Raw genomic sequence first — 19,877 nt, 5'->3', positions numbered from 1 at the left:
ATGCACCGCTACTCGCGACGCACCTTCGCGATCGAGATTTCGGTCATCGCTTTCGCGATGATCCTGATGATCCCGTTCTTCTTCCTCATCAACGTTGCGTTCAAGGGGGATACCGACGCCTTCCTGTCTCCCGCGGTGTCACTCCCGAACCCCCCCACCGTCTCGCCCTTCGTTGATGCGTGGGCAGGTTCGGCAACGGGAAACATCCCTTCGGGCTTGATCAACAGTCTCATCGTCACGGCCGGCAGCCTTGTCGTTCTCATCGCTCTAGGGTCCACAGCCGCGTACACGATCACCCGGATTCCGGGGCGGCTCAGCACCGGCCTGTACATCCTGTTCTTGATCGGGATCATCCTGCCGTTCCAGCTTGGAATGGTTCCTATCTATGTCGCACTGCGATCCGTCGGGTTGGTAGGAACCCAGCTGGGGATGATCATCCTGTACAGCGGCCTCCTCATGCCACTGGCCGTGTTCCTCTACTCCGGCTTCACGCGGTCTCTGCCCAGAGAATATGAGGAGGCGGCACAAATGGACGGCTCTTCACGGCTACAGACCTTTGTGAAGATCATCTTCCCGCTGCTTGGGCCCGCGACGGGAACAGTCGCCATCCTCGCGGGCTTGATCATCTGGAACGATTTCTTCACTGCGCTGATCTTCCTCGCGGGATCGAAGAACGCAACGCTTCCCGTGGTCATCTATGGATTCGTGGGCGCGAACGTCTCGGCCTGGAACATCATCTTCGCGGGAATCATCATCTCGATGATCCCGATCCTGCTGTTCTACATCTTCGCGCAGCGGAAGTTCATCCAAGGGTTCGCCGGAGGGATCAAGAGCTAGTCGCCTCAAAGTCCCGGGGCGCGTCGCTCCCGTCGGGGTACTGCAGCGCAAGCAGTGTCCGCCCGCGCCGACGGCCGAATCGACGATCAACAGCGCACACGCGGCCGTCGCACGTAAGAGATGAGAAGGACATGGCCAAGACAATGAATCAGCAAGCGTTCGATGTGGTCATCGTCGGTAGTGGCCCGGTCGGTTCGACCATGGCTCGGGTGCTTTCAGACGAGGCGCCCGACTTGAGCGTTCTCCTGGTGGAGGCGGGACCGATCGTCAGCGAACCTCCTGGGCGTCATGTCAAGACTCTCGCCGATCCAGCCGACGTCGCCCGCGCCCAGCAACTGTCGCAGGCGGGTCATTCCCCGACTGCGGCTCATCCGGGCCGGATCCAGGCACGGCCAGGAACCTACCTGCTCGGTGACGGAGATGTGCCCGACGACGGCAACGGACTGCCAGCAGCTGCCATGTCCAAGAATGTCGGTGGCATGGGGGCTCATTGGACCTGTGCCTGCCCCGCTCCCGGCGACGGTGAGCGCATTCCCTGGATTCCCAAAAACGACTTCGACCGGGCGTTCTCAGAAGCGTGGCAGCTCCTGCACGTCACTCAGGACGCGTTTGCCGGCTGGCCGCTGGGCGCAGAGGTCCGCGCAGCGTTGGCCGAGGTGCTGCCAGACGACCTTCCTGCTGCCCGCCATGTCCAGCCGATGCCTCTTGCCATCCGGGTCGCTGGGGGTGAGCGGTACTGGGTCGGGCCCGACGTCATCCTCGGGGACGCACTTACCCGCGGAGCGGTAGAGCTCCGTTCGGAGACAACCGCCATTCGGATCGAGCGCGACGGCACGCGCGTCGCCGGCGTCGTGCTCCGTAGTCGGCATGGCGCGGAGGAGAGGGTAGCCGCGCGTGCAGTATTCGTGGCTGCCGACTCCTTCCGGACGCCGCAGCTCCTTCATGCCTCGGGGGTGCGACCTCCCGCGCTCGGACGCTACCTGAACGACCACCTGCAGGTGATGGCACTTGCCCGACTGGATGATCGGCTCATACCGGAGTCCGCCCGCGCCGAACCCTCACGCACACAGGGCACGCTCGAGGCCTTCTCAGGCGTCAACTGGATCCCCTACGACCGCGATCGGTTCCCGTTCCACGGTCAGATCATGCAGATGGATGCCTCACCGGTTCCGATCCGGGAACTGGAGGGGAGTTGGCCCGGGTCGATCGTCGGCATCGGTCTCTTCGGATGCAAGGACATCCGAGCCGACGACAGGGTAACGTTCGACGACCAACACCCGGACGAGGACGGCATGCCTCGGATCGGCCTCGACTACGCCCTCACCGAGGTTGACCGGGCCACCATCGAGTCGATGAAGCGGGCAGCTTCTCGACTCGCTGAAGCGCTCGGCGGTCTTGTCGAGGGGCAGAGTCCCATCGCGTTGCCGAACGGGAATTCGCTTCACTACATGGGCACTGTCCGCATGGGCGTCGCAGACGACGGGACGTCAGTCTGTGACGGCTTCGGCCGCGTGTGGGGCAACTCGGGCCTCTTCGTTGGAGGTAACGGGGTCATCCCCACCCCGACCGCCTGCAATCCGACCGCGACCAGCGTTGCGCTGGCCATCCGTTCCGCGCGCGCGCTGATATCCGACGTCCGCGCTGCCGCCTCAACAAAGGAGAACTACGTTGCTTCCTGAAAAGATCATCGAGCAGGACACGCTGCGTGCCTCAGACGGCCGGGTGAGCATCTCCGTCCGAATGCCCTGGTATCGCGCACTTCCGCTGTCATCGATCAGCAACGTCCAGCTGCATATCGATGGCATCGAAGTTCCGACGGAAACGCTCGTCTGGCAGACGGCAGAGGGTGATCGCTACCGACTTGATGAACTCCCGCCGCGACATGACCGTTCGTGGTTCGTGCTCGACTCGGCAGTTCTCGAGGGAGACCTGCCCGAGCTTCCCCAGATCGATGAGCACGAGGTCCGCGTCGCGATCGGTCTCTATATCCCGTACGTCCCTTCCGCTCAGGGGCCGCCGCTGCTCATCGAGAAGGACCGCAAGACCATGACATTGGAGCAGGCAGAATGACCATCGACACCACGGCAACCGCGCTCGGGACGCCCATCCAGGGCGTGACTCTGTACTCGTTCACCCGCTTCTGGCACTCGCGCGAGATGACCTTCTCCGAGTTGGTTCGTGAGGCCGCTCGACGCGGCCTCGGTCCGGGACTCGAGGTCGTCGGATTTCAATCCCTCCGAGGCTTCCCATACTTCGACGACAGCTTCGTGCACGAATTCCGCAGCGTCATCGATGAAACCGGCCTCGTTCCCACGGCGCTCGGCGCGAACGCCGATGCAGGTATGCGGCGGGACCGGATGCTGACGCCCGATGAACTCGTGGACTACATGACACCGCAGATCGATGCGGCCCGCCGGCTGGGTTTCCCGATCGTGCGCGTGCAGTACTCCGTGACGGCCGACGACATGGAGCGGCTGCTGCCGGTCGCCGAGCGCGCCAATGTCACTCTGGGCATGGAGATCCATGCACATCACAGCCCCAATCATCCGACCATGCTGAGGCTGCTTGAGCGCTATGAGAAGCTCGACTCCCCGCTGCTCGGTTTCATCCCTGACTGGGGCGCGACGATGGTCCGGGTGCCACGCTCGCTTCTGGAGAAGTGGCGCCGCCGCGGAATCTCGCCTGAGGTGATTGCGGCGGTCGACGACTACTGGAATGGCAAGCACGGCAATGGCGGGCTTACTGACGAGGAGCAGGAACGCCAGCTCGTGGAGTTCGCCGAGCTCGCCAGCTCGCTCGGTGCGGAAGAGATCGCCATGGAGCTCGCCGTCAACGCGGTTACGCTTTTCGGGCACGCTCCACTCGAAGAATGGCGCGACATCATGCGCTGGGCCGTGCATACTCACGGCAAGTTCTACGAGATCGACGAACACGGCGAGGATCCGTCCGTGCCGGCGCGCGACATCATCGACCTCTATGTCAAAGAGGGATATTCGCGAACCATCTCCAGCGAGTGGGAAGGCTTCCACTGGAACGATTGGGAGAACGCCTTCGACGTCATCGCCAAGCAGCAGGCGCTGCTGCGGGATGCGGCCTCGAAGAGCGGATCTCGAATGATCGTCGACGCCGCGGAAGCGCGGACCCTCCGCGGGTGGGACCGACGACGACCAGAGAAGTGAAGGGGTGCCGTCCGCGTCGGCGGCGCGGACGGCACCTCGATGTCTCGGTCGTGGTGGGGCTATTCCGCTAGGAGTGACCGTCTGAAGAGCTTCCGGTGCGAACGGGTCATCGTCGTCGCGTCGGCGTCCTCCATCGATAGCCACTCATGACCGCCCCACTCGCTGGTGATCGGGCCCTGGAAACCGATCCGCGTGAGCTCCCCGGCAAGGTCTCGCATCGGGAATGAAACGATGCCGTCCTGGTCCTCGAGGTCCCAGAACTTCAGATGCACGATATCGACGAGCCTCAAGAAGTCCCGGAACTCAGCGACCAGCGAGTTTCCGAACCGTCCGAAGGGCATGGACAGACGCAGTCGCGCCTCCGGGCTCACGGCGCCCGCCGCGTCGAACACGCGATCCCGGATGGCCTGACCCGACGACGGCCATTCATCGGCGAGGAGACGCACGGCTGCTGCCGGCACTCCGCGTCGTCGAAGGTCCTCGAGGTAGGTGATCGGGAGGCCGTACATACAGGCGGACAGGTCGAAAACGAACCCGAAGTTGTCGGGGAAGCGCAGTGCCATCGCCACACGCCGAGCGAGGTCCGCCGAGTCGGCGCGAATGGATCCCTGAGCCTCCTGCGTAAGGGTCACTCCGAATCGATCCAAGCACGGTCGCAGCCCGTCGAGGACGTCGAGATCGACTCCCCAGGCGATCTTCGCGGTCCGAAACCCCAGATGTGCTGCGGAGGCGATCTGTCGTTCCAAGTACGCGACACGAGCAGTCACGTCGGCGCGACGCTTGGGGTTGACGAACAGGTCGTCGTAGATGCCGAGTTGTGTGAGGCGGACGCCGTTCTCATCGACGGCCCTTCGAAAGGCTGCTGTCTCGCATTCGTCGACATCAGGAAGAGTAGCGAAATGCTGGAATCCATCTATCTCGAAGGCAGAACCAAGATCTGCTTTCCGCGCCCGCACGAGCAGGTCAGTCGGGCGCACGTTTCGGGCCATGAGTTCACGAGTGAACGAGAACATCGTGACCGCCCACTGATCTTCCACCGCACTCCTCCTCAAGACTGATAGTTTTGTAGGCCGCAGCATAGGTTATGCTTGCCAAGAGCATAACTCTCTCACAAAGGACGCGCGTGTCGTTCACAACGGGATTCATCGTCGAAGTGTCGCCGGCAGCCAGCGATGGCGAGATGGTCGTGACGCTCCGTCTTCCGTGGATGCGCAGCATCCCGTGGTCCTGCGTCGAGGAGATCGCCGTCTACTGCGGGCAGGGGGCCGCGCTCGCCGGGGTCCGCCTCGTCCGCGGGGGTGACGAGATTCCCGTTCGGCTCTGTCAAACACTTCGTGGCTACTGGACCATCGGGGAGCGGATCCGACTCGTCCTCGGGCGCGATGGGGGATTGCCGAGGGTGACCAACCTGGAGGTGCACGTGAACTTCTACATCCCTTATGTGAACGACGCGGGGCGCCCACCCATGCTGTCCGCACGGGACACCATGCCGCACGTCCTTGCGGTGCCTGGGGAGCTGGCATGAAGCGGGGGGTGCCGCGGGCGAGCGAGCTTCTGCCGCTTGTGCAGTTCCAGCGGCCCCCGATGAACCTGCGTGAGCGCCTTGCGCACGCCCACACCATCGGAGATCTTCGTCGTGCCGCGCAACGCCGCACTCCAAGGGGCGCGTTCAACTACACCGACGGGGCGGCGGATGATGAGATCTCGATCCGCCGGGCCCGACAATCCTTCGCCGACGTGGTCTTCCATCCGTCGGTGCTCCGCGACGTGGCGACGGTGAACCCGGCCGTCGCGGTGCTAGGGCAGCCTGCGGGGTTGCCTTTCGGCATCGCTCCTACCGGGTTCACCCGGTTGATGCACACCGAGGGCGAGCTCGGTGGGGTCTCCGCTGCAGCAGCCGCAGGTATTCCGTTCACCCTGTCGACGATGGGGACCGCGGCGATCGAGGACGTGGCTCGGACAGGAAGGTCGATCTCGGCGTCGGCGCGAACGTGGTTCCAGCTGTATATATGGAAAGACCGAGCGCGATCGATCGAACTCATCCAGCGGGCGGCGGCTTCCGGGATGGAAGCGCTCATCGTCACCGTGGACGTTCCGGTTGGGGGACGTCGGCTGAGGGATATCCGCAGCGGGATGACCGTGCCTCCAGCGTTGACACCAAGAACCATCATGGAGATGCTCCCGCATCCCGCCTGGTGGTTCGACGTCTTGACGACCGAGCCGCTTGCCTTTTCGTCGTTGGACCAGTCGACTGGCAGCATTCGCGCACTGTTCGAGAGCATGTTCGACCCCTCTGTGACCCTCGAAGATCTGGAATGGATCAAGCAGAACTGGCGCGGACCGCTTGTCGTCAAGGGGATCCAGACGGTGGGTGACGCTGTGCGCGTCGCCGACGCCGGGGCGGACGCGCTCGTCGTCTCCACCCACGGCGGGCGTCAGCTCGATCGAGCGCCTGCCCCGCTCGCACTCCTACCCAAGGTCGTTTCATCGCTCCGAGAGCGAGGGAGCCGTACAGAAGTCTGGCTCGACACCGGAATCATGACCGGAGCTGACATCCTGGCCGCGATAGCACTCGGAGCGAATTTCACGCTGATCGGGCGAGCGTATCTTTACGGGCTGATGGCCGGGGGGCGACTCGGTGTCGACCGAGCAATCGAGATCCTGCGGAGCGAGATCGAGCGGACGATGCGGTTGCTGGGCGTCAGTGAGCTGAGCCAGCTCAGCCATGATCATGTGTCGCTCATGCAACGATCGGACTCGTTCTGACCGCCACGCCGTGAGCGAATCACGCCGCGCTAGCTGCGTCGCGAAGATCTCGTGCGTGTAGGCGGAACCGTGGTGTTGATCGACTCCAACGGCATTGGCGTCTCGTCGGCCTATCACGCTGTTCGCCACTCAGGGCCGATCCGTTCCACGGCTGGCGCGGCTGGCGGGCGCGCGGGGTTACGACGGCCAGGAGGCGCGGTGGCGTTCAACGCCGCCTTCCCCGGACGCCGTAGCGGTCCGCTGCGGAGGGCTTCTTGCCGCCACCGTCGACCGGTCCGGTCGTCGCCGGCTTCCCCTGGGCCGAGATCTCGACTCGAGCGATCGAGCCTGTTAGGCGACTCGTTGATCGCTACGTCAACGCGACTCAGACAGCGAATCGAGGAATGTATCACTGGCAAGGCGTGCCGCGCCGATCAGGCCCGAGGTCTTCCCGAGGGTGCTCGGTATGACCTCCAGCCCGGCGGTCGAAAGCGATGACGAGCGCTTGAGGATCATGCTGTGAACCTCGCTGAGCAGGGGAGGCCCGAAGGTCGCTGAGGGACCGCCGAGGACGATGCTCTGAGGATTGAAAAAGTTCACCAAGGCGGATAACGCCTCTCCGATGAGGGCTCCTGCTTCCCGGATGATGCGGGCCGCAGCGGGGTCGCCGGCCGCGCTCGCCAGTGCCAGATCATACGCAACCACGCTGCCAATACTGGCCAGGCGTTCGGCGAGGAACGGCGACTCCCCGGATCGCGCGGCGGCCAGCGCGCGCGCACTCAGCGCATCCGCTCCAACCTGCGCCTCGAGGCAGCCGCGTCGTCCGCAGTGGCACAGAACATTGGAGTCGCCTGCCGAGACATGGCCAATGTCCCCTGCGGCACCCGAGTGCCCTCGATAGAGCGCGCCCCCCACGACAATGCCGCAGCTGATGCCCGACCCGAGCTTCACGAACAGGTAGTCATCGACACCCTGCGCGGCTCCGCGGTGCCCTTCGCCGAGGACCATGAGGTTTGCGTCCTTGTCGACAGTGACCGGTATCCCCAGCTTTTGGCTGAGTTGATCGCCAACCGGGAATCGGTCCCACCCAGGCATCAGGGCGGGATCGACGGGTTCCCCCCGCTCGATACTGACCGGGCTCGGTATGCCCATACCCACGCCCGAAACGCGGAGGGGACCGTGAGCGTCTCCGGTGAGCCGACGTGCGCACTCCTCGATCTGCGCCATCACGGAGGCGGGTCCCGCCTTCAGGTCTGTTGGTTCCTCGAGGGTCGCGACCACCTCGAGGTAGGCGTTCGTGATCCCCGCCGAGATGGAAGCGGTGCCGACATCGATTGCCAGGAACTGGACGGCCTCCGAGAGCTCCACCACGCGCGAGGGTCGCCCGCCCCGCGAGCGGGACTCCATTCCCTGGGCGACGAGGCCATCGCGGACGAGGGCGCCGATCTCCTGCATCGTCGTCGACCGAGAGACGTCCCGGGACTCCACAATCTGCGCCGCCGGCAGCGGTCCGCGGTCACGCAGCAACTCGACGATGTCTCCTGGCCGCCCGACCACGCTCACCCCCGACCTTGTCATTCCTCGGCACATCTTGGCAGAGACCGTTCAATGAACCAACCGCTTTCGATAGTTTCGACAAAAGATATGTTAACTCTAGCGAATCTGCGCCGGTGCCCCCGACGCAGTCGGTGGATTTCAGTCGAGGAGCATCCATGAACCTTACGAGCACCCTCTACCCGATCGAGGTTCTCGGACCGAGCGGGCGGTACACCTCACGACAGCCATCGTCGGTGACCGACGTCGCCGGCGAGCCCGTGGCGGAACTCAGCCTGGCCCCCGTGCCTTACGTCGCCAGAGCGATGGCAGCCCTGCGCAAGGCCGAAGATCGCGCCATCGACCGGCCCGCGATGATCGCCGAAGCCGGTCGTCGCTTCCGCGACGAGCGGGTAGCGGGCTTGGACCCGAACGAGTACAAGCACCTCGTGAGCCGCGTCACCGGTCTCCCGATCGTGGAGATCTCTGCGGCGACGGACCAGGTTGCCGCAGGAGCAACGGATGTCGCTCGACGCGCTCGTTTCGGCATCCCTTCGGACGCGGTCCTCCGTCGTGAGGATGCCCCGCACGGCGTACCTGCCCCACTTTGGGCCCGTCGCGGACGGGTCTTCGCGATGCACGCCTCGGGCAATCACCCGGGCATCAACGGCTCGTGGCTGCAGGCGCTTGCCCTCGGATTCCGAGTGGCGGTCCGCCCGTCGAGGCGGGAGCCGCTGACGGCCTACCGGCTGGTCTCCGCGCTCTGGGAGAGCGGGTTCCGCCAAGACGAGGTGGTGTTCCTGCCCACCGACTACGCCGCCGCCGACGAGATCCTGCGAGGCGCGGATCTTGCGATGGTCTACGGCGGCGACGACGTCGTCGCGAAGTACAACGGACTGAAGGTGCGCCCGAACGGGCCGGGGCGGTCCAAGATTCTGATCACCGCCGACGTGGACTGGCGCGATTACGTCGACCTCGTCGTCGACTCGGCGGCCAAGGGCGGTGGCGCCGGCTGCGTCAACGTCACTGCCGTGTTCGTCGAAGGCGACCCCACCGGTCTCGCGGAAGCGGTAGCCGAGAAGCTCAAGAGCATGCCGAGCCTGCCCCCGGAGAACCCGGCGGCGGTGTTGCCGGTTCACCCGATCGCACAGGTGCAGAAGACCGCGGATTACGTCAACGCTGCGGCGGAGGGAGCGCGCGTCGTGCTCGGTGGTGCCGACCTCGTCGGCGATCTCGGAGACGGCAGTGCCGTCCAGCGACCGAGCGTTCACGTCCTGCCGTCCGCTGACGACGCCCGCGCTCGGATCGAGTTGCCCTTCCCCTGCGTCTGGTTTGCGGCGTGGTCGCCTAGCGACGGCCTCGACCCGCTAAAGGACACGTTGAAGCTGACCGTGGTCGGCGCCGGGGACGATCTCATCGACGACCTTGCCGGAGAGGCCTCGATCGACACCGTGTTCGTGGGTCCTCGCCCGACCTACTGGGCACCTCCCGGACTGCCGCACACAGGTTATCTGTCGCACTTCCTGCTGGAGCCGCGCGGCTACTTCGAGGGAGGGGCGGCCTGATATGGAATTCCGCAGAGCTGGCGCGTCCGGCCTTCACATCTCCACCGTCGCGTACGGCAACTTCCTGACGCACGGCGACAAGATCGATGTCGACCGCGCGACGGAGATCGTGCGCGCAGCCGTGGACGTCGGCATTACGACGTTCGACACCGCCGACTCCTACGCCGGCGGCGCCGCGGAAGATGTTCTTGGGGCGGCACTGCGGGGACTGCCGAGAGACTCGTTCGAACTGAGCACCAAGGTCTTCTTCGCGCTCGACGACTCCGACCCCCGTCCCAACTCTCGCGGCCTGTCCCGCAAGCACATCCGGGAGTCCATCGACGCGTCCCTGCGTCGCCTCGGCGCCGACTACCTCGACGTGTACATCGCCCACCGCTTCGACCCGGAAGTTCCGCTGGACGAGATCATCCAGGCTTTCGCCGACGTGGTACGCGCGGGTAAGGCGCTCTACTTCGGGGTCAGCGAGTGGCCCGCCGAGCAGATTCGACAGGCTGCGCCCATCGCGAAAGAGCTCGCGGTACCGATCGTGCTCAATCAGGTTCAGTACTCGATGCTCTCTCGTCGCGCTGAGGCTGACGTTGCCGCGGCATGCATCGACGCGGGCATCGGGCTGTGGGCATGGTCGCCACTGCAGCAAGGCGTGTTGACCGGGAAGTACCTGCCTGGACAGCAGCCTCCCCCCCGGCTCACGCGCAGTCGACACCGGCCGTGGGTCCCAGCTGATCCGACGCTGGATGACTGACGAGATCCTGGTCGCAGTTCAGAAGCTCGGCGCGCTGGCAGCGGAGCTGGATGTCCCGCTGGCGCGGCTCGCCCTTGCGTGGGTTCTCGGCCGGCCCGGCGTCTCAGGTCTCATCGCCGGTGGTTCGAGCCCCGCCCAGGTCGCGCAGAACGTGGAGGCTGTCGATCTCGTCATCCCCTCCGACGTGCTGGCCCGCGTCGACGAGATCCTCGTCGGCGTCGAGCCTTTGCCGGTCGGCAGCTAATTCATCCAAGACCCCACAGAAAGCGAGACAAGCTCATGACGACGCCCATCCTCGACCTCCCGTTCGGCGAACGTCCCGATCCTGACGAGTTCATCCGTGCGGCCATGGCGTGGCACTTCGATCCCGACACTGGTTCGGAGTTCTGGGTCGAGCGCGCGAAGACGCTTGGCTTCGACCCACGCAGCGACATCCGCTCGTGGGACGATCTCGAACTGTTCCCGAATGTCACCGACGAGATCCGTGATGTGCCTGCGGCGCAGCTGATTCCGCGCGGGTACGGGGCCAAGCCCGACGTGGCGGGCATCATCGAGAGCGGCGGAACGACCGGAGCCCCGAAGTGCCTTCCGCTGCTGTATGACTACGCCAACCGCATGGTCCAGCGCGACATGTACCAGTTCGAGCGGTACGGCATCCAGCACGGCAAGAACTGGCTTTCGATCACCCCGAGCGGACCGCACGGTGCGTTCGAGGAAGTGCGGCGGTCTGCGCGGGAGTGGGGTGCGCTCGTTTTCGCCGTCGACATGGACCCTCGGTGGGTCAAGAAGCAGATCTCCGCCGGGAACGCGGCCGAGGCCGGCGCGTACGCCGAGCACATCCTCGACCAGGCGACATACGCGTTGCGGCTGCAGAACATCGGCTACCTGCGTCTGACCCCGCCGGTGCTCGCTCGCATCGCCGGACGAGACGAACTGGTCGACAAGATCAATGAGAACGTCGACGTGATCACGTGGGGCGGGGCGTCCATGGATGCAGACTCGCGCGACTTTTATCGCCGAGAACTGTTCCCCGACGTGAACATCGTCGCCGGCTTCGGTACAACCATGGCGTTGGGCAGCTGCGCCGCCGAGCGCCTCGGCGTCGATACGGAGGACGCGATTCTGGACCCGACTATCGACCCGTACAGCACCTTCCAGGTGCGCAATCCCGACACGGGCGAGATCGTCGAATACGGCGAGCGCGGCCAACTGGTGGTGCATCACGTCAGCAAGTCGTTCCTGCTTCCCAATAACGCGGAGCGCGACTCTGTCATCCGTCACGCACCTAGCAGGGGAGATCAGCTCGGCGACTCGATCGGCAGCATCGCGCCCCTGGACGCATTCAAGGGCGTGGAGGTTATCGAGGGCGTGTATTGACACCTGCGCATGGGCTCGGTTTGCTACCTCGTGGGGTCGACCACCGGTCGCAACTCCCACTGAGCCGTCTCGTCTGATCGGTCCCGGAGGGACAGACTTCTCGGCGACGCCGAAAGGTGCCGCTTCGTGTTCGAGCGACGCGGTTAGGGCGATCAATACGGCCTTCGAAGCCTCGGGAGGGCCAGGAGCCGGCTGTGCGATGCCCACGGCGGCATACTCTGTCTCTATCGCCGCATCGTCCAGCGTTGACTTACGTCGGCCGAGGCGGAACACGTTCGCGCCCCGGGCTGCGGGCGATCGGGATAGGGCCTCCCCTCCCGATCCGGCGGCAGCACGACGGCGGTTTCCCTCCGAAATGCGTTCACGATCCCGGGACTTCCATCGTCCCCGACGTGCCCCACCGGCGCCAGGACCCGCAGGGTGCCTCGGAATGTCCCTCGCGCAGGACTGAAGCATGTCTCCGGCGGGTACGCATGCAAAGAAGGCAACCCATTTACTTGCTTTCTTAATGATGAGGCTTCAAACTACCATCGATGGTTTACGCTCCTCTGGCAGGGGCCGGGTGGGCCAGCACCACGCATGAGGTCGGAAAGGAAGTTCATGAGTATTGCCACTCGCGGGACAATGGGCGTCGACTGGGAGGCTCGCGTCGACTTCGATCGCTTGCGGGACGAGCGGCTGGTGAGGCTTCGTGCTGAGCTGGAACGGTCCTCATTAGGGGCCGTCCTGGCGTTCGACTTCAGCAACATCCGCTACGCGTCCGGGACGCATATTGGCACGTGGGCAATGGACAAGCTTATCCGCTTCTGCTTGGTCACACGGAAGTCGGATCCCATCGTTTGGGACTTCGGCTCCGCCGCAAAACACCATGCGCTGCTCAGCCCTTGGCTTCACGACACGCACATGGAGGCGGACGCTGATCCTCACGCGCCGCACCACGGCGCGAAGCGCCCGCGCCTGGAGTCGGGAGCCCGGGCTGGCATCTCGACACTCCGCGGCGCGTTCCCCCCAGGCGCAGGGATCGCGGAGGAAGTGGCGCACAAGATCAAGCGCGAACTTCTTCGGTTCGACCTCGCGGGAGAACCTCTCGGCGTCGACGTCGTCGAGTTGCCGATCCTGTTCGCACTGCAGAATGAGGGATTGCAGGTCGTCGACGGCCAGCAGGTGTTCCTCGAGGCACGGCGGGTGAAGACACCGGACGAGATCACCCTCCTCTCGACCGCGGCGTCCATGGTCGACGCCGCGTACGACCAGCTCTACGAATTCCTGCGACCCGGCGTGCGCGAGAACCAGTGTGTCGGGCTCGTCGCGAAGAGTCTTTACGACCAGGGATCCGAGTACGTGGAAGGCGTCAATGCCATCTCGGGTGAGCGTTGCGCACCGCACCCGCACGTATACTCCGATCGAGCGGTTCGCCCTGGCGACCCCGCCTTCTTCGACATCCTTCATTCCTTCAACGGATATCGCACCTGCTACTACCGCACGTCGCAGTGGGGTCGGCGAGTTCCGCTCAGGTCGACGCATACAAGCGAGCCCGCGAGTACATGGACGTCGCAATCGCCGCAGTCCGGCCGGGGGCGACAACTGCCGACATCGTCTCGCTCTGGCCGCGCGCAGAGGAGTTCGGTTTCCCCGACGAGGAGGCGGCATTCGCGCTGCAGTACGGACACGGAGTCGGTCTATCCATCTGGGAGAAGCCGATATTCTCGCGCTTGACGTCGCTCGACCACCCGGAAGTGCTCGAGGAGGGCATGGTCTTCGCGCTCGAGACGTACTGGCCTGCCTCTGACGGCTGGGGTGCAGCGCGCATCGAGGAGGAGGTCGTCGTGACTGCTGACGGTTGCCAGGTGATCACCAAGTTCCCGGCTGAGGAACTGCTCGTCGCTGGCGGTGGCCGCTACTTCACTGTGAACGGGCCCATGCCCCGAGTGCGCGACTCGCAGTCTCACCTCAACACTCCAGAAGGGCGCGGCGGGCGATGACGGAGACGGCCCCCCGGATCGGCTGGATCGGCGTCGGCCGGATGGGGGAGGAGCTCGTGAAGCGTCTTCGGTCCGCCGGATACCCTGTGACGGTCTACAACCGTACTCGGGCGAAGGCCGAGCGACTGATCGACATCGGGGTGGACATCGTCTCGCGACCTGTCGACCTCGTCGACTGCGACATCGTCGTTAGCATGGTCGCCACCTCTGCCGACTTCGAGGAGGTGATGCTGGGCGCGTCGGGGGTCCTCACCGATTCGACGCGCGCCCCCGGTGCGATAGCCGACGCCTCGACAATCTCGACCGAGGCGAGCCAAGCGGTGAGAAGCGTCGCCGAGGCGCGCGGGGTCGGGTTCCTGGCAACGCCGGTCTCCGGAAACCCCCGCGTCATCGCGGCCGGCAAGCTGACCACCGTGGCGTCCGGGCCCCGGGCGGTGTTCGATGCGGTCAAGCCGGTCCTCGCATCATGGGGACGGGCAGTCGTCTATGTGGGCGAAGGGGATCTCGCTCGCACCGTGAAGATCGCCCACAACGTCTTCCTCGGCGTTGTCACCCAGTCGTTGGCCGAGGTGACCGTGCTCGCTGAGCAGGCGGGGGTGCCGCGACATGCATTCCTCGAGTTCCTCAATGACTCCGTGATGGGTTCGGTGTTCACGAGATACAAGACGCCCGCCCTGGTCAATCTCGACTTCACCCCGACCTTCACCACAGCGCTGCTACGCAAGGATCTCGACCTCGGCCTCGCTGCGGCGGATCGACTCGGCGTCGCCATGCCCGTTGCGCGGCTTTCGCGAGAACTCGTCGCCCAAGAGTCGGACGCGGGAGCGGCTGATCTCGACTTCGCGAGCATCATCCTGGCGATCGCGCGATCCTCCGGCGTGGACATCCGCCCCGAGCATGCAGCGGTCACCGACGGCTTAGAGGATTGAGCGGGGTCACTCGCGAAGAGGACCTCCGACGGCTCCGCAGGCGCAACTGACGATATCAGCGGCTTTCGGCCGTGTCGAAGACCTCGGGATGCCGGGTTAGCTCGAGTCGGCTCCTGCGGATATGCCCCGCAAGCACTCGCTCGGCTTCCTCGGCGTCACGCGTTCGCAACGCGTGGACGATGAGCTGATGATCGTGGTGCACACTCCGGTCGCCGTCGGTGTAGAACAGTCGAGTGGCGCGCCGGCGGTAGTGCTGCGTCCGATTCCACAACCCCCGCACCGTGTCGGCGAGAAGCGTCGTGGGTGCCGCCTCGAGACAGGAGAGGTGGAACTCTCGATCGAGCTCGAGGAAGCGTTCGATATCTTCTGACGTCTCCATCGTGTCCGCGAGGACCTGGAGGCGATCGATCTCGCTCTCGGCAAGCAGTGGGACGTTCAAGCGGAGCAGGAGCGGCTCGAGACGCTCGCGCATCTGATACAGCTCCTGACACTCCACGGCATTCAACTGCGAGACCCAAGCGCCCGTGTTGGCGACCAGATTGACGAGGCCCTCTGCTTGAAGCATCCGCAACGCGTCGCGGACCGGAAGGCGGCTTGCGCCCGCCTCTTCAGCGACCCTGTCGGGGTGGATGCGTTCGCCGGGCCCATAGTCGCCGGCCAGGATGGCGCTCCGCAGTGTGTCGGCGATTCGGGCTCCGGTCGCTCCATGCGGCGCGCGTGTGACCTGCATCGATTCGCCCTTCATCGTCTGTCTGGATGTGCCGGGTGCCAGAGAAGGCGGCTTGCGCCATTCTCGTACGCCTTGCCTTCAGGGAAGCTCACCAACTCGAACTGCAATCCCCACGGGCTGCGGAAGTACAGCCATCGCTGCCCCTCAGCGGACTCCCTACTCGCCGTGGGTGTGCCCATGATCTCCACGCCGCGTTCCCTGAGGTAGTCGCATGCCGCGTCCAGATCGTCCACGTAGAACGCGATGTGGAAGCCCCCCAGATCACTGTTGCGAGGTTGCGGCGCCTGCCCGTCCGCGGAGTCGTAGAGGAAAACTTCGAAGTTCGCACCCAGGCCCAGGCGATAGAACCGGATGCCGCGCACCACCGTTCGCGGGTGAACGCCGAGGTGCGTCTGCATCCAGTCATCGTCCGACTGCTTGGGACCCAGCGTGTAGATGTGCTCGCAGCCGAGCACGTCGACGAGGAAGGCATGGGCTTCCTCGATATCGGGAACCGTGAATCCGATGTGATCCGTCCCGCGCAGCCCTGGAATGCCCATCTGGTCTCACCTCTTGGTAATGGTTGGATCCAACTAGGCGTTCGTCGCCCATCTTCGGCCCCAGAATATGCGGGCCGTTGACTGGAATTATATCCAATCGTCGCCTAGCCTCGCAGAGGCATCGGCGACAGCCGCGCCGTTCGACGAGGGGAGTGGCGAAGATGCCGATCAAGAAGCGACTAGTGACAGGCGTCGACTGGTTCGAGCTCTCGACGACGAAGGACGACTGGGATGCCGCGGATCGTCAGCTGCTGGGGACAATGCTCGCCGAGTTGCACCTCATCCGCGCCTTCGAGGAGACCGTGCTCGAACTGGCCGGGGAGGGCCTTGTGCACGGTCCGGCTCACTCGAGTATCGGCCAAGAGGGCGGTGCGGTTGGGTCGATCATCGGGCTCCGCTCCACGGATGGTGTGAACGGCTCCCATCGCGGGCATCACCAGTTCCTCGCCAAAGCGCTGACCCATGTCGCTCGGGGCGTCATCGATCCCGCTGAGCCGGTGACCGACCAGATTCGCGCGGTGCTCCGTCGCACCCTCGCAGAGATTCTGGGCCTCGCGGAGGGCTATTGCCACGGGCGGGGCGGGTCCATGCATCTGCAGTGGTTCCAAGCGGGCGCGCTCGGCACGAATGCGATTGTCGGCGGTGGGGCGCCGATGGCCGCGGGGAACGCCTGGGCACAGAAGCACAGCGGCACCACCGATCTCACTGTCAACTACTTCGGCGACGGCGCCGCGCAGATCGGCTCCGTGCTCGAGTCGATGAACCTCGCGGCAGCCTGGAAGCTGCCCGTCTGCTTCTTCATCGAGAACAACCTCTACGCCGTCTCGACACGGGCGGACGAGGTCACCGCCGACCCGCGCTTGTCCGTACGCGGACAGGGATTCGGCATCCCGTCATGGCGCGTCGACGGCATGGATCCGCTCGCCGTCCACCTGGCGATGTTGGAAGCCGGCGCGCACATGCGCGCTGGCGACGGGCCGGCGGTCGTCGAGGTCGAGGTGTATCGCTATTTCCACCAGAACGGCCCGTATCCCGGAAGCGCGTTCGGCTACCGCACGAAGGATGAGGAGGCCTCGTGGCGCGCCCGCGACCCGCTCGAGCTGGTGGCGACGCGCATGATCGAGCGGGGTCTCAGCGACTCCGCAAGTATCGACGCACTCCGCCGGCGCGTCGTCACGGCGATGACCGAGATCGTGGAGGAACTCCTCGAGTCCGACCCGGAGAGCCGGGGCAAGCGGCGCATCCGCCCGGAGCTATGGCCGGAACCCGGTTTCGTGAACGTCGGGGTACGCGGCGACGCTTCCGAGCTCGTCGGGCTTCCCGGCGAACCGTCGAGTTCGCAGACCCGCTCCGTGAAGTTCATTGATGCCGTTGCTCAGGTGATGGACCGCCGGATGGAGGCGGATTCTCGGATCGTCGTCCTGGGTGAGGACATCCATCGCCTGAACGGCGGAACCAATGGCGCGACCAAGGGCCTGCGGAAGAGGCACGGGGAGGACCGCGTGCTCGGCACCCCCATCAGCGAGAACGCCTTCACCGGGCTTGCCGGGGGAATGGCCCTCGACGGACGCTTCCGTCCCGTCGTGGAATTCATGTACGCGGACTTCGTGTGGGTCGCCGCAGACCAGGTCTTCAATCAAATCGGCAAGGCGCGGCACATGTTCGGCGGCGAGAACCCCGTTCCCCTCGTCCTGCGTGCGAAGGTCGCGATGGGCTCCGGCTACGGTTCGCAGCATTTGATGGACCCCGCGGGTCTGTTCGCGACCAGTCCCGGTTGGCGGATCGTCGCGCCGTCCAACGCCGCCGACTACGTCGGCCTGATGAATGCGGCGCTGGCCCTCCAGGACCCCGTCCTGGTCATCGAACACGTCGATCTCTACGGCAAGTCGGACATGGTGCCGGTCGGCGATCTGGACTACGTCATTCCGCCGGGCAACGCTGCGGTGCGGCGCAGCGGTGGCGACGTGACCGTCATCGCCTATTTGTCCATGGTGGACCACGCTCTGGAGGCGATCGACCAGACGGGCATCGATGCGGACTTGATCGATCTGCGGTGGCTCGACCGAGCATCGATCGACTGGGACACGATTGAACGCAGCGTGAAGAAGACGAACGCGGTTCTCATCGTCGAGCAGGGCGCGCAAGGAACCTCGTACGGCGCGTGGCTCGCGGACGAGATCCAACGCCGATTCTTCGACTGGCTGGATCAGCCGGTATCCCGCGTCACCGGCCAGGAGGCATCCCCGAGCATCTCCCGTGTCTTGGAACGTGCGGCGATCGCACGCACAGAAGAAGTGGTGAGCGCATTGCGCTCCGTGCGCGACGGGCTGGGAGACTGACATGGCCGATGTGATCCGCATGCCGGAAGTTCTCGCCGGCGCCACCGAGGCGGCCATCCAGACCTGGCTCGTGGCAACGGGCGCCACAGTGGCGGTCGACCAGGCGCTCGCCGAGATCGAGACGGATAAGGCCATCGTCGAGGTCGCGGCGGAGAACGCCGGGATCGTCGGCGCTCTACTCGTGGCGGAGGGTGAAAGCGTCGCCGTGGGCGATCCCATCCTCGTGATGATCGGTGAGGGCGAGGGCGAAGACGACATCACCGCGGCTCTCCAGGCAGCGGTCGCACGCACAACCGGTTCGACGCCGGCAGGTGAAGATCCGGACGCCCCCACCGAGCACGATGGCACGCACGCCGCACCGGAGTCTTCGTCAAGGGCTCCTTCCCGCTCCACGACCGGGGCAGGGGGCAGGCTCTTCGCGAGCCCCTTGGTTCGCAGGCTCGCCGCCGACTCGGATGTGGACCTCGCGACCATCGCGGGCACGGGACCGCGCGGCCGCATCGTGAGGCGCGACCTCGAGCGTCACCTCGCGGAAGGGCGTGGCACGGCGCTCTCACCGGCGGGACCGGTGCTCTCACCCGCGGAACCGGTGCTCATCGCCGCTGATGCTCGAGATGCCGGCTCCGCATCGGCGGCGCCCTACACGGTTGTCCCGCTTGACCGTGTGCGCAGGGCCATCGCACGCCGACTCACTGAGAGCAAGGCGACGGTTCCGCACTTCTACCTCGTCGTCGATTGCCGGGTGGACGAGCTTCTGAAGCTTCGAGCGTCGGTCAACTCGTCGGCGCATCGCAAGATATCGGTGAACGATCTCGTTGTGAAAGCTGTCGCGGCTGCGCTCGTCGAAGTGCCGGCCGCAAATGCGGTGTGGGCGGAGGATGGCATCCGCCGCTTTTCGTCCGTCGACATCTCCGTAGCAGTGGCGACCGACGGCGGCCTCGCCACTCCGGTCGTCCGCGGGGTCGACACGAGTCTGCTGAGCGTTGTCAGCCAGACCGTCGCCGACCTCGCCGAGCGCGCCCGCGCAGGCAGGCTCAAGCAGCATGAACTTGAAGGAGGTAGCTTCTCCGTCTCCAACCTGGGATGTATGGGATCTCTCACTTCGCCGCAATCCTCAATCCTCCGCAATCCGGCATCCTAGCGGTGGGCGCTGCTCGACGGGCACCGGTCGTCGGCGCCGATGGACAGCTCGCTGTCGGCACGATCATGACGGTCACTCTCTCGGCTGATCACCGTGTCCTCGACGGAGCCGTCGCAGCGAAGTGGTTGGCCGCGTTCCAACGCCGCATCGAGAATCCGCTGTCCATACTGACTTGAACCCGCGGTCCACAGCGGTGAGAGTCCTAGGTGATTGAAGATCAAACAATCAGAAGCTAGCAT

At 65.1% G+C, this 19,877-nt stretch carries 16 protein-coding genes and 2 pseudogenes; 14 read left to right on the top strand and 4 right to left on the bottom strand.

Features of this window, described 5'->3' with window-relative positions:
• From ACTHNQ_RS15485 to ACTHNQ_RS15470, 4 genes are all read left to right on the top strand, one after another.
• Positions 1-837, top strand: a complete 837-nt coding sequence (locus tag ACTHNQ_RS15485) for a carbohydrate ABC transporter permease (protein WP_440334800.1) — start codon at positions 1-3, stop codon at positions 835-837.
• Positions 838-968: 131 nt separating this feature from the next.
• Entirely contained in the window at positions 969-2,516 is a 1,548-nt protein-coding gene (locus ACTHNQ_RS15480) for a GMC oxidoreductase (RefSeq protein WP_440334798.1), read from the top strand.
• Positions 2,506-2,907, top strand: a complete 402-nt coding sequence (locus ACTHNQ_RS15475) for a C-glycoside deglycosidase beta subunit domain-containing protein (RefSeq protein ID WP_440334796.1) — start codon at positions 2,506-2,508, stop codon at positions 2,905-2,907. Before ACTHNQ_RS15480 ends, ACTHNQ_RS15475 begins: the two co-directional genes overlap by 11 nt.
• The gene (locus ACTHNQ_RS15470) at positions 2,904-4,016 is read left to right on the top strand and encodes a sugar phosphate isomerase/epimerase family protein (protein WP_440334794.1); all 1,113 of its coding nucleotides are present in this window, start codon (positions 2,904-2,906) and stop codon (positions 4,014-4,016) included. The genes ACTHNQ_RS15475 and ACTHNQ_RS15470 overlap by 4 nt, the downstream gene beginning before the upstream one ends.
• Positions 4,017-4,075: 59 nt before the next feature.
• Here ACTHNQ_RS15470 and ACTHNQ_RS15465 read toward each other — a convergent pair whose 3' ends face one another.
• Positions 4,076-5,053, bottom strand: coding sequence for a hypothetical protein (locus tag ACTHNQ_RS15465; RefSeq protein ID WP_440334792.1), 978 nt, complete (start codon positions 5,051-5,053; stop codon positions 4,076-4,078).
• 47 nt (positions 5,054-5,100) lie between these two features.
• Here ACTHNQ_RS15465 and ACTHNQ_RS15460 point away from each other — a divergent pair, with 47 nt between their 5' ends.
• Both ACTHNQ_RS15460 and ACTHNQ_RS15455 read left to right on the top strand, forming a co-directional pair.
• The gene (locus ACTHNQ_RS15460; RefSeq protein WP_440334790.1) at positions 5,101-5,541 is read left to right on the top strand and encodes a hypothetical protein; all 441 of its coding nucleotides are present in this window, start codon (positions 5,101-5,103) and stop codon (positions 5,539-5,541) included.
• A 59-nt stretch (positions 5,542-5,600) separates the two neighbouring features.
• Entirely contained in the window at positions 5,601-6,782 is a 1,182-nt protein-coding gene (locus ACTHNQ_RS15455) for an alpha-hydroxy acid oxidase (protein WP_440334788.1), read from the top strand.
• 354 nt (positions 6,783-7,136) lie between these two features.
• Here ACTHNQ_RS15455 and ACTHNQ_RS15450 read toward each other — a convergent pair whose 3' ends face one another.
• Entirely contained in the window at positions 7,137-8,324 is a 1,188-nt protein-coding gene (locus ACTHNQ_RS15450) for an ROK family protein (RefSeq protein WP_440334787.1), read from the bottom strand.
• A gap of 227 nt (positions 8,325-8,551) precedes the next feature.
• On the opposite strand from ACTHNQ_RS15450, the gene ACTHNQ_RS15445 reads away from it, so the two are divergent.
• The 6 genes and pseudogenes from ACTHNQ_RS15445 to ACTHNQ_RS15420 all read left to right on the top strand — a co-directional run bounded on the left by ACTHNQ_RS15445 (position 8,552) and on the right by ACTHNQ_RS15420 (position 14,889).
• Positions 8,552-9,859: an aldehyde dehydrogenase family protein gene (locus ACTHNQ_RS15445; RefSeq protein ID WP_440334785.1), complete on the top strand. Its 1,308-nt coding sequence runs from the start codon at positions 8,552-8,554 to the stop codon at positions 9,857-9,859.
• A gap of 121 nt (positions 9,860-9,980) precedes the next feature.
• The gene (locus ACTHNQ_RS15440; protein ID WP_440334783.1) at positions 9,981-10,601 is read left to right on the top strand and encodes an aldo/keto reductase; all 621 of its coding nucleotides are present in this window, start codon (positions 9,981-9,983) and stop codon (positions 10,599-10,601) included.
• Positions 10,594-10,845 (top strand): aldo/keto reductase, encoded by a 252-nt coding sequence (locus ACTHNQ_RS15435; RefSeq protein WP_440334781.1) that lies wholly within the window; start codon positions 10,594-10,596, stop codon positions 10,843-10,845. The genes ACTHNQ_RS15440 and ACTHNQ_RS15435 overlap by 8 nt, the downstream gene beginning before the upstream one ends.
• Positions 10,846-10,880: 35 nt before the next feature.
• Positions 10,881-11,978 (top strand): hypothetical protein, encoded by a 1,098-nt coding sequence (locus tag ACTHNQ_RS15430; RefSeq protein ID WP_440334780.1) that lies wholly within the window; start codon positions 10,881-10,883, stop codon positions 11,976-11,978.
• Between the two features lie 579 nt (positions 11,979-12,557).
• Positions 12,558-13,960, top strand: a pseudogene (locus tag ACTHNQ_RS15425) (M24 family metallopeptidase).
• Positions 13,957-14,889, top strand: coding sequence for an NAD(P)-dependent oxidoreductase (locus ACTHNQ_RS15420; protein WP_440334778.1), 933 nt, complete (start codon positions 13,957-13,959; stop codon positions 14,887-14,889). The pseudogene ACTHNQ_RS15425 and the gene ACTHNQ_RS15420 overlap by 4 nt, the downstream one beginning before the upstream one ends.
• Positions 14,890-14,944: 55 nt before the next feature.
• Here the strand turns inward: ACTHNQ_RS15420 and ACTHNQ_RS15415 are convergent, their stop codons facing one another.
• Together ACTHNQ_RS15415 and ACTHNQ_RS15410 are read right to left on the bottom strand one after the other, a co-directional pair.
• Positions 14,945-15,634, bottom strand: a complete 690-nt coding sequence (locus ACTHNQ_RS15415) for a GntR family transcriptional regulator (RefSeq protein WP_440334776.1) — start codon at positions 15,632-15,634, stop codon at positions 14,945-14,947.
• Entirely contained in the window at positions 15,631-16,158 is a 528-nt protein-coding gene (locus tag ACTHNQ_RS15410; RefSeq protein ID WP_440334774.1) for a VOC family protein, read from the bottom strand. Before ACTHNQ_RS15410 ends, ACTHNQ_RS15415 begins: the two co-directional genes overlap by 4 nt.
• Before the next feature lie 161 nt (positions 16,159-16,319).
• Here ACTHNQ_RS15410 and ACTHNQ_RS15405 point away from each other — a divergent pair, with 161 nt between their 5' ends.
• On the top strand, positions 16,320-18,497 hold the full coding sequence (locus tag ACTHNQ_RS15405) for an alpha-ketoacid dehydrogenase subunit alpha/beta (RefSeq protein WP_440334772.1): 2,178 nt from the start codon (positions 16,320-16,322) through the stop codon (positions 18,495-18,497).
• Between the two features lies 1 nt (position 18,498).
• Positions 18,499-19,814 (top strand): annotated as a pseudogene (locus tag ACTHNQ_RS15400) (dihydrolipoamide acetyltransferase family protein).
• Positions 19,815-19,877: the final 63 nt, after the last annotated feature.

The organism is Microbacterium sp., assembly GCF_051953575.1.
Taxonomy (GTDB): domain Bacteria; phylum Actinomycetota; class Actinomycetes; order Actinomycetales; family Microbacteriaceae; genus Microbacterium.
The sequence above is the reverse complement of the archived record's forward strand: the minus strand, read 5'-3'. Positions and strand labels throughout refer to the sequence as shown.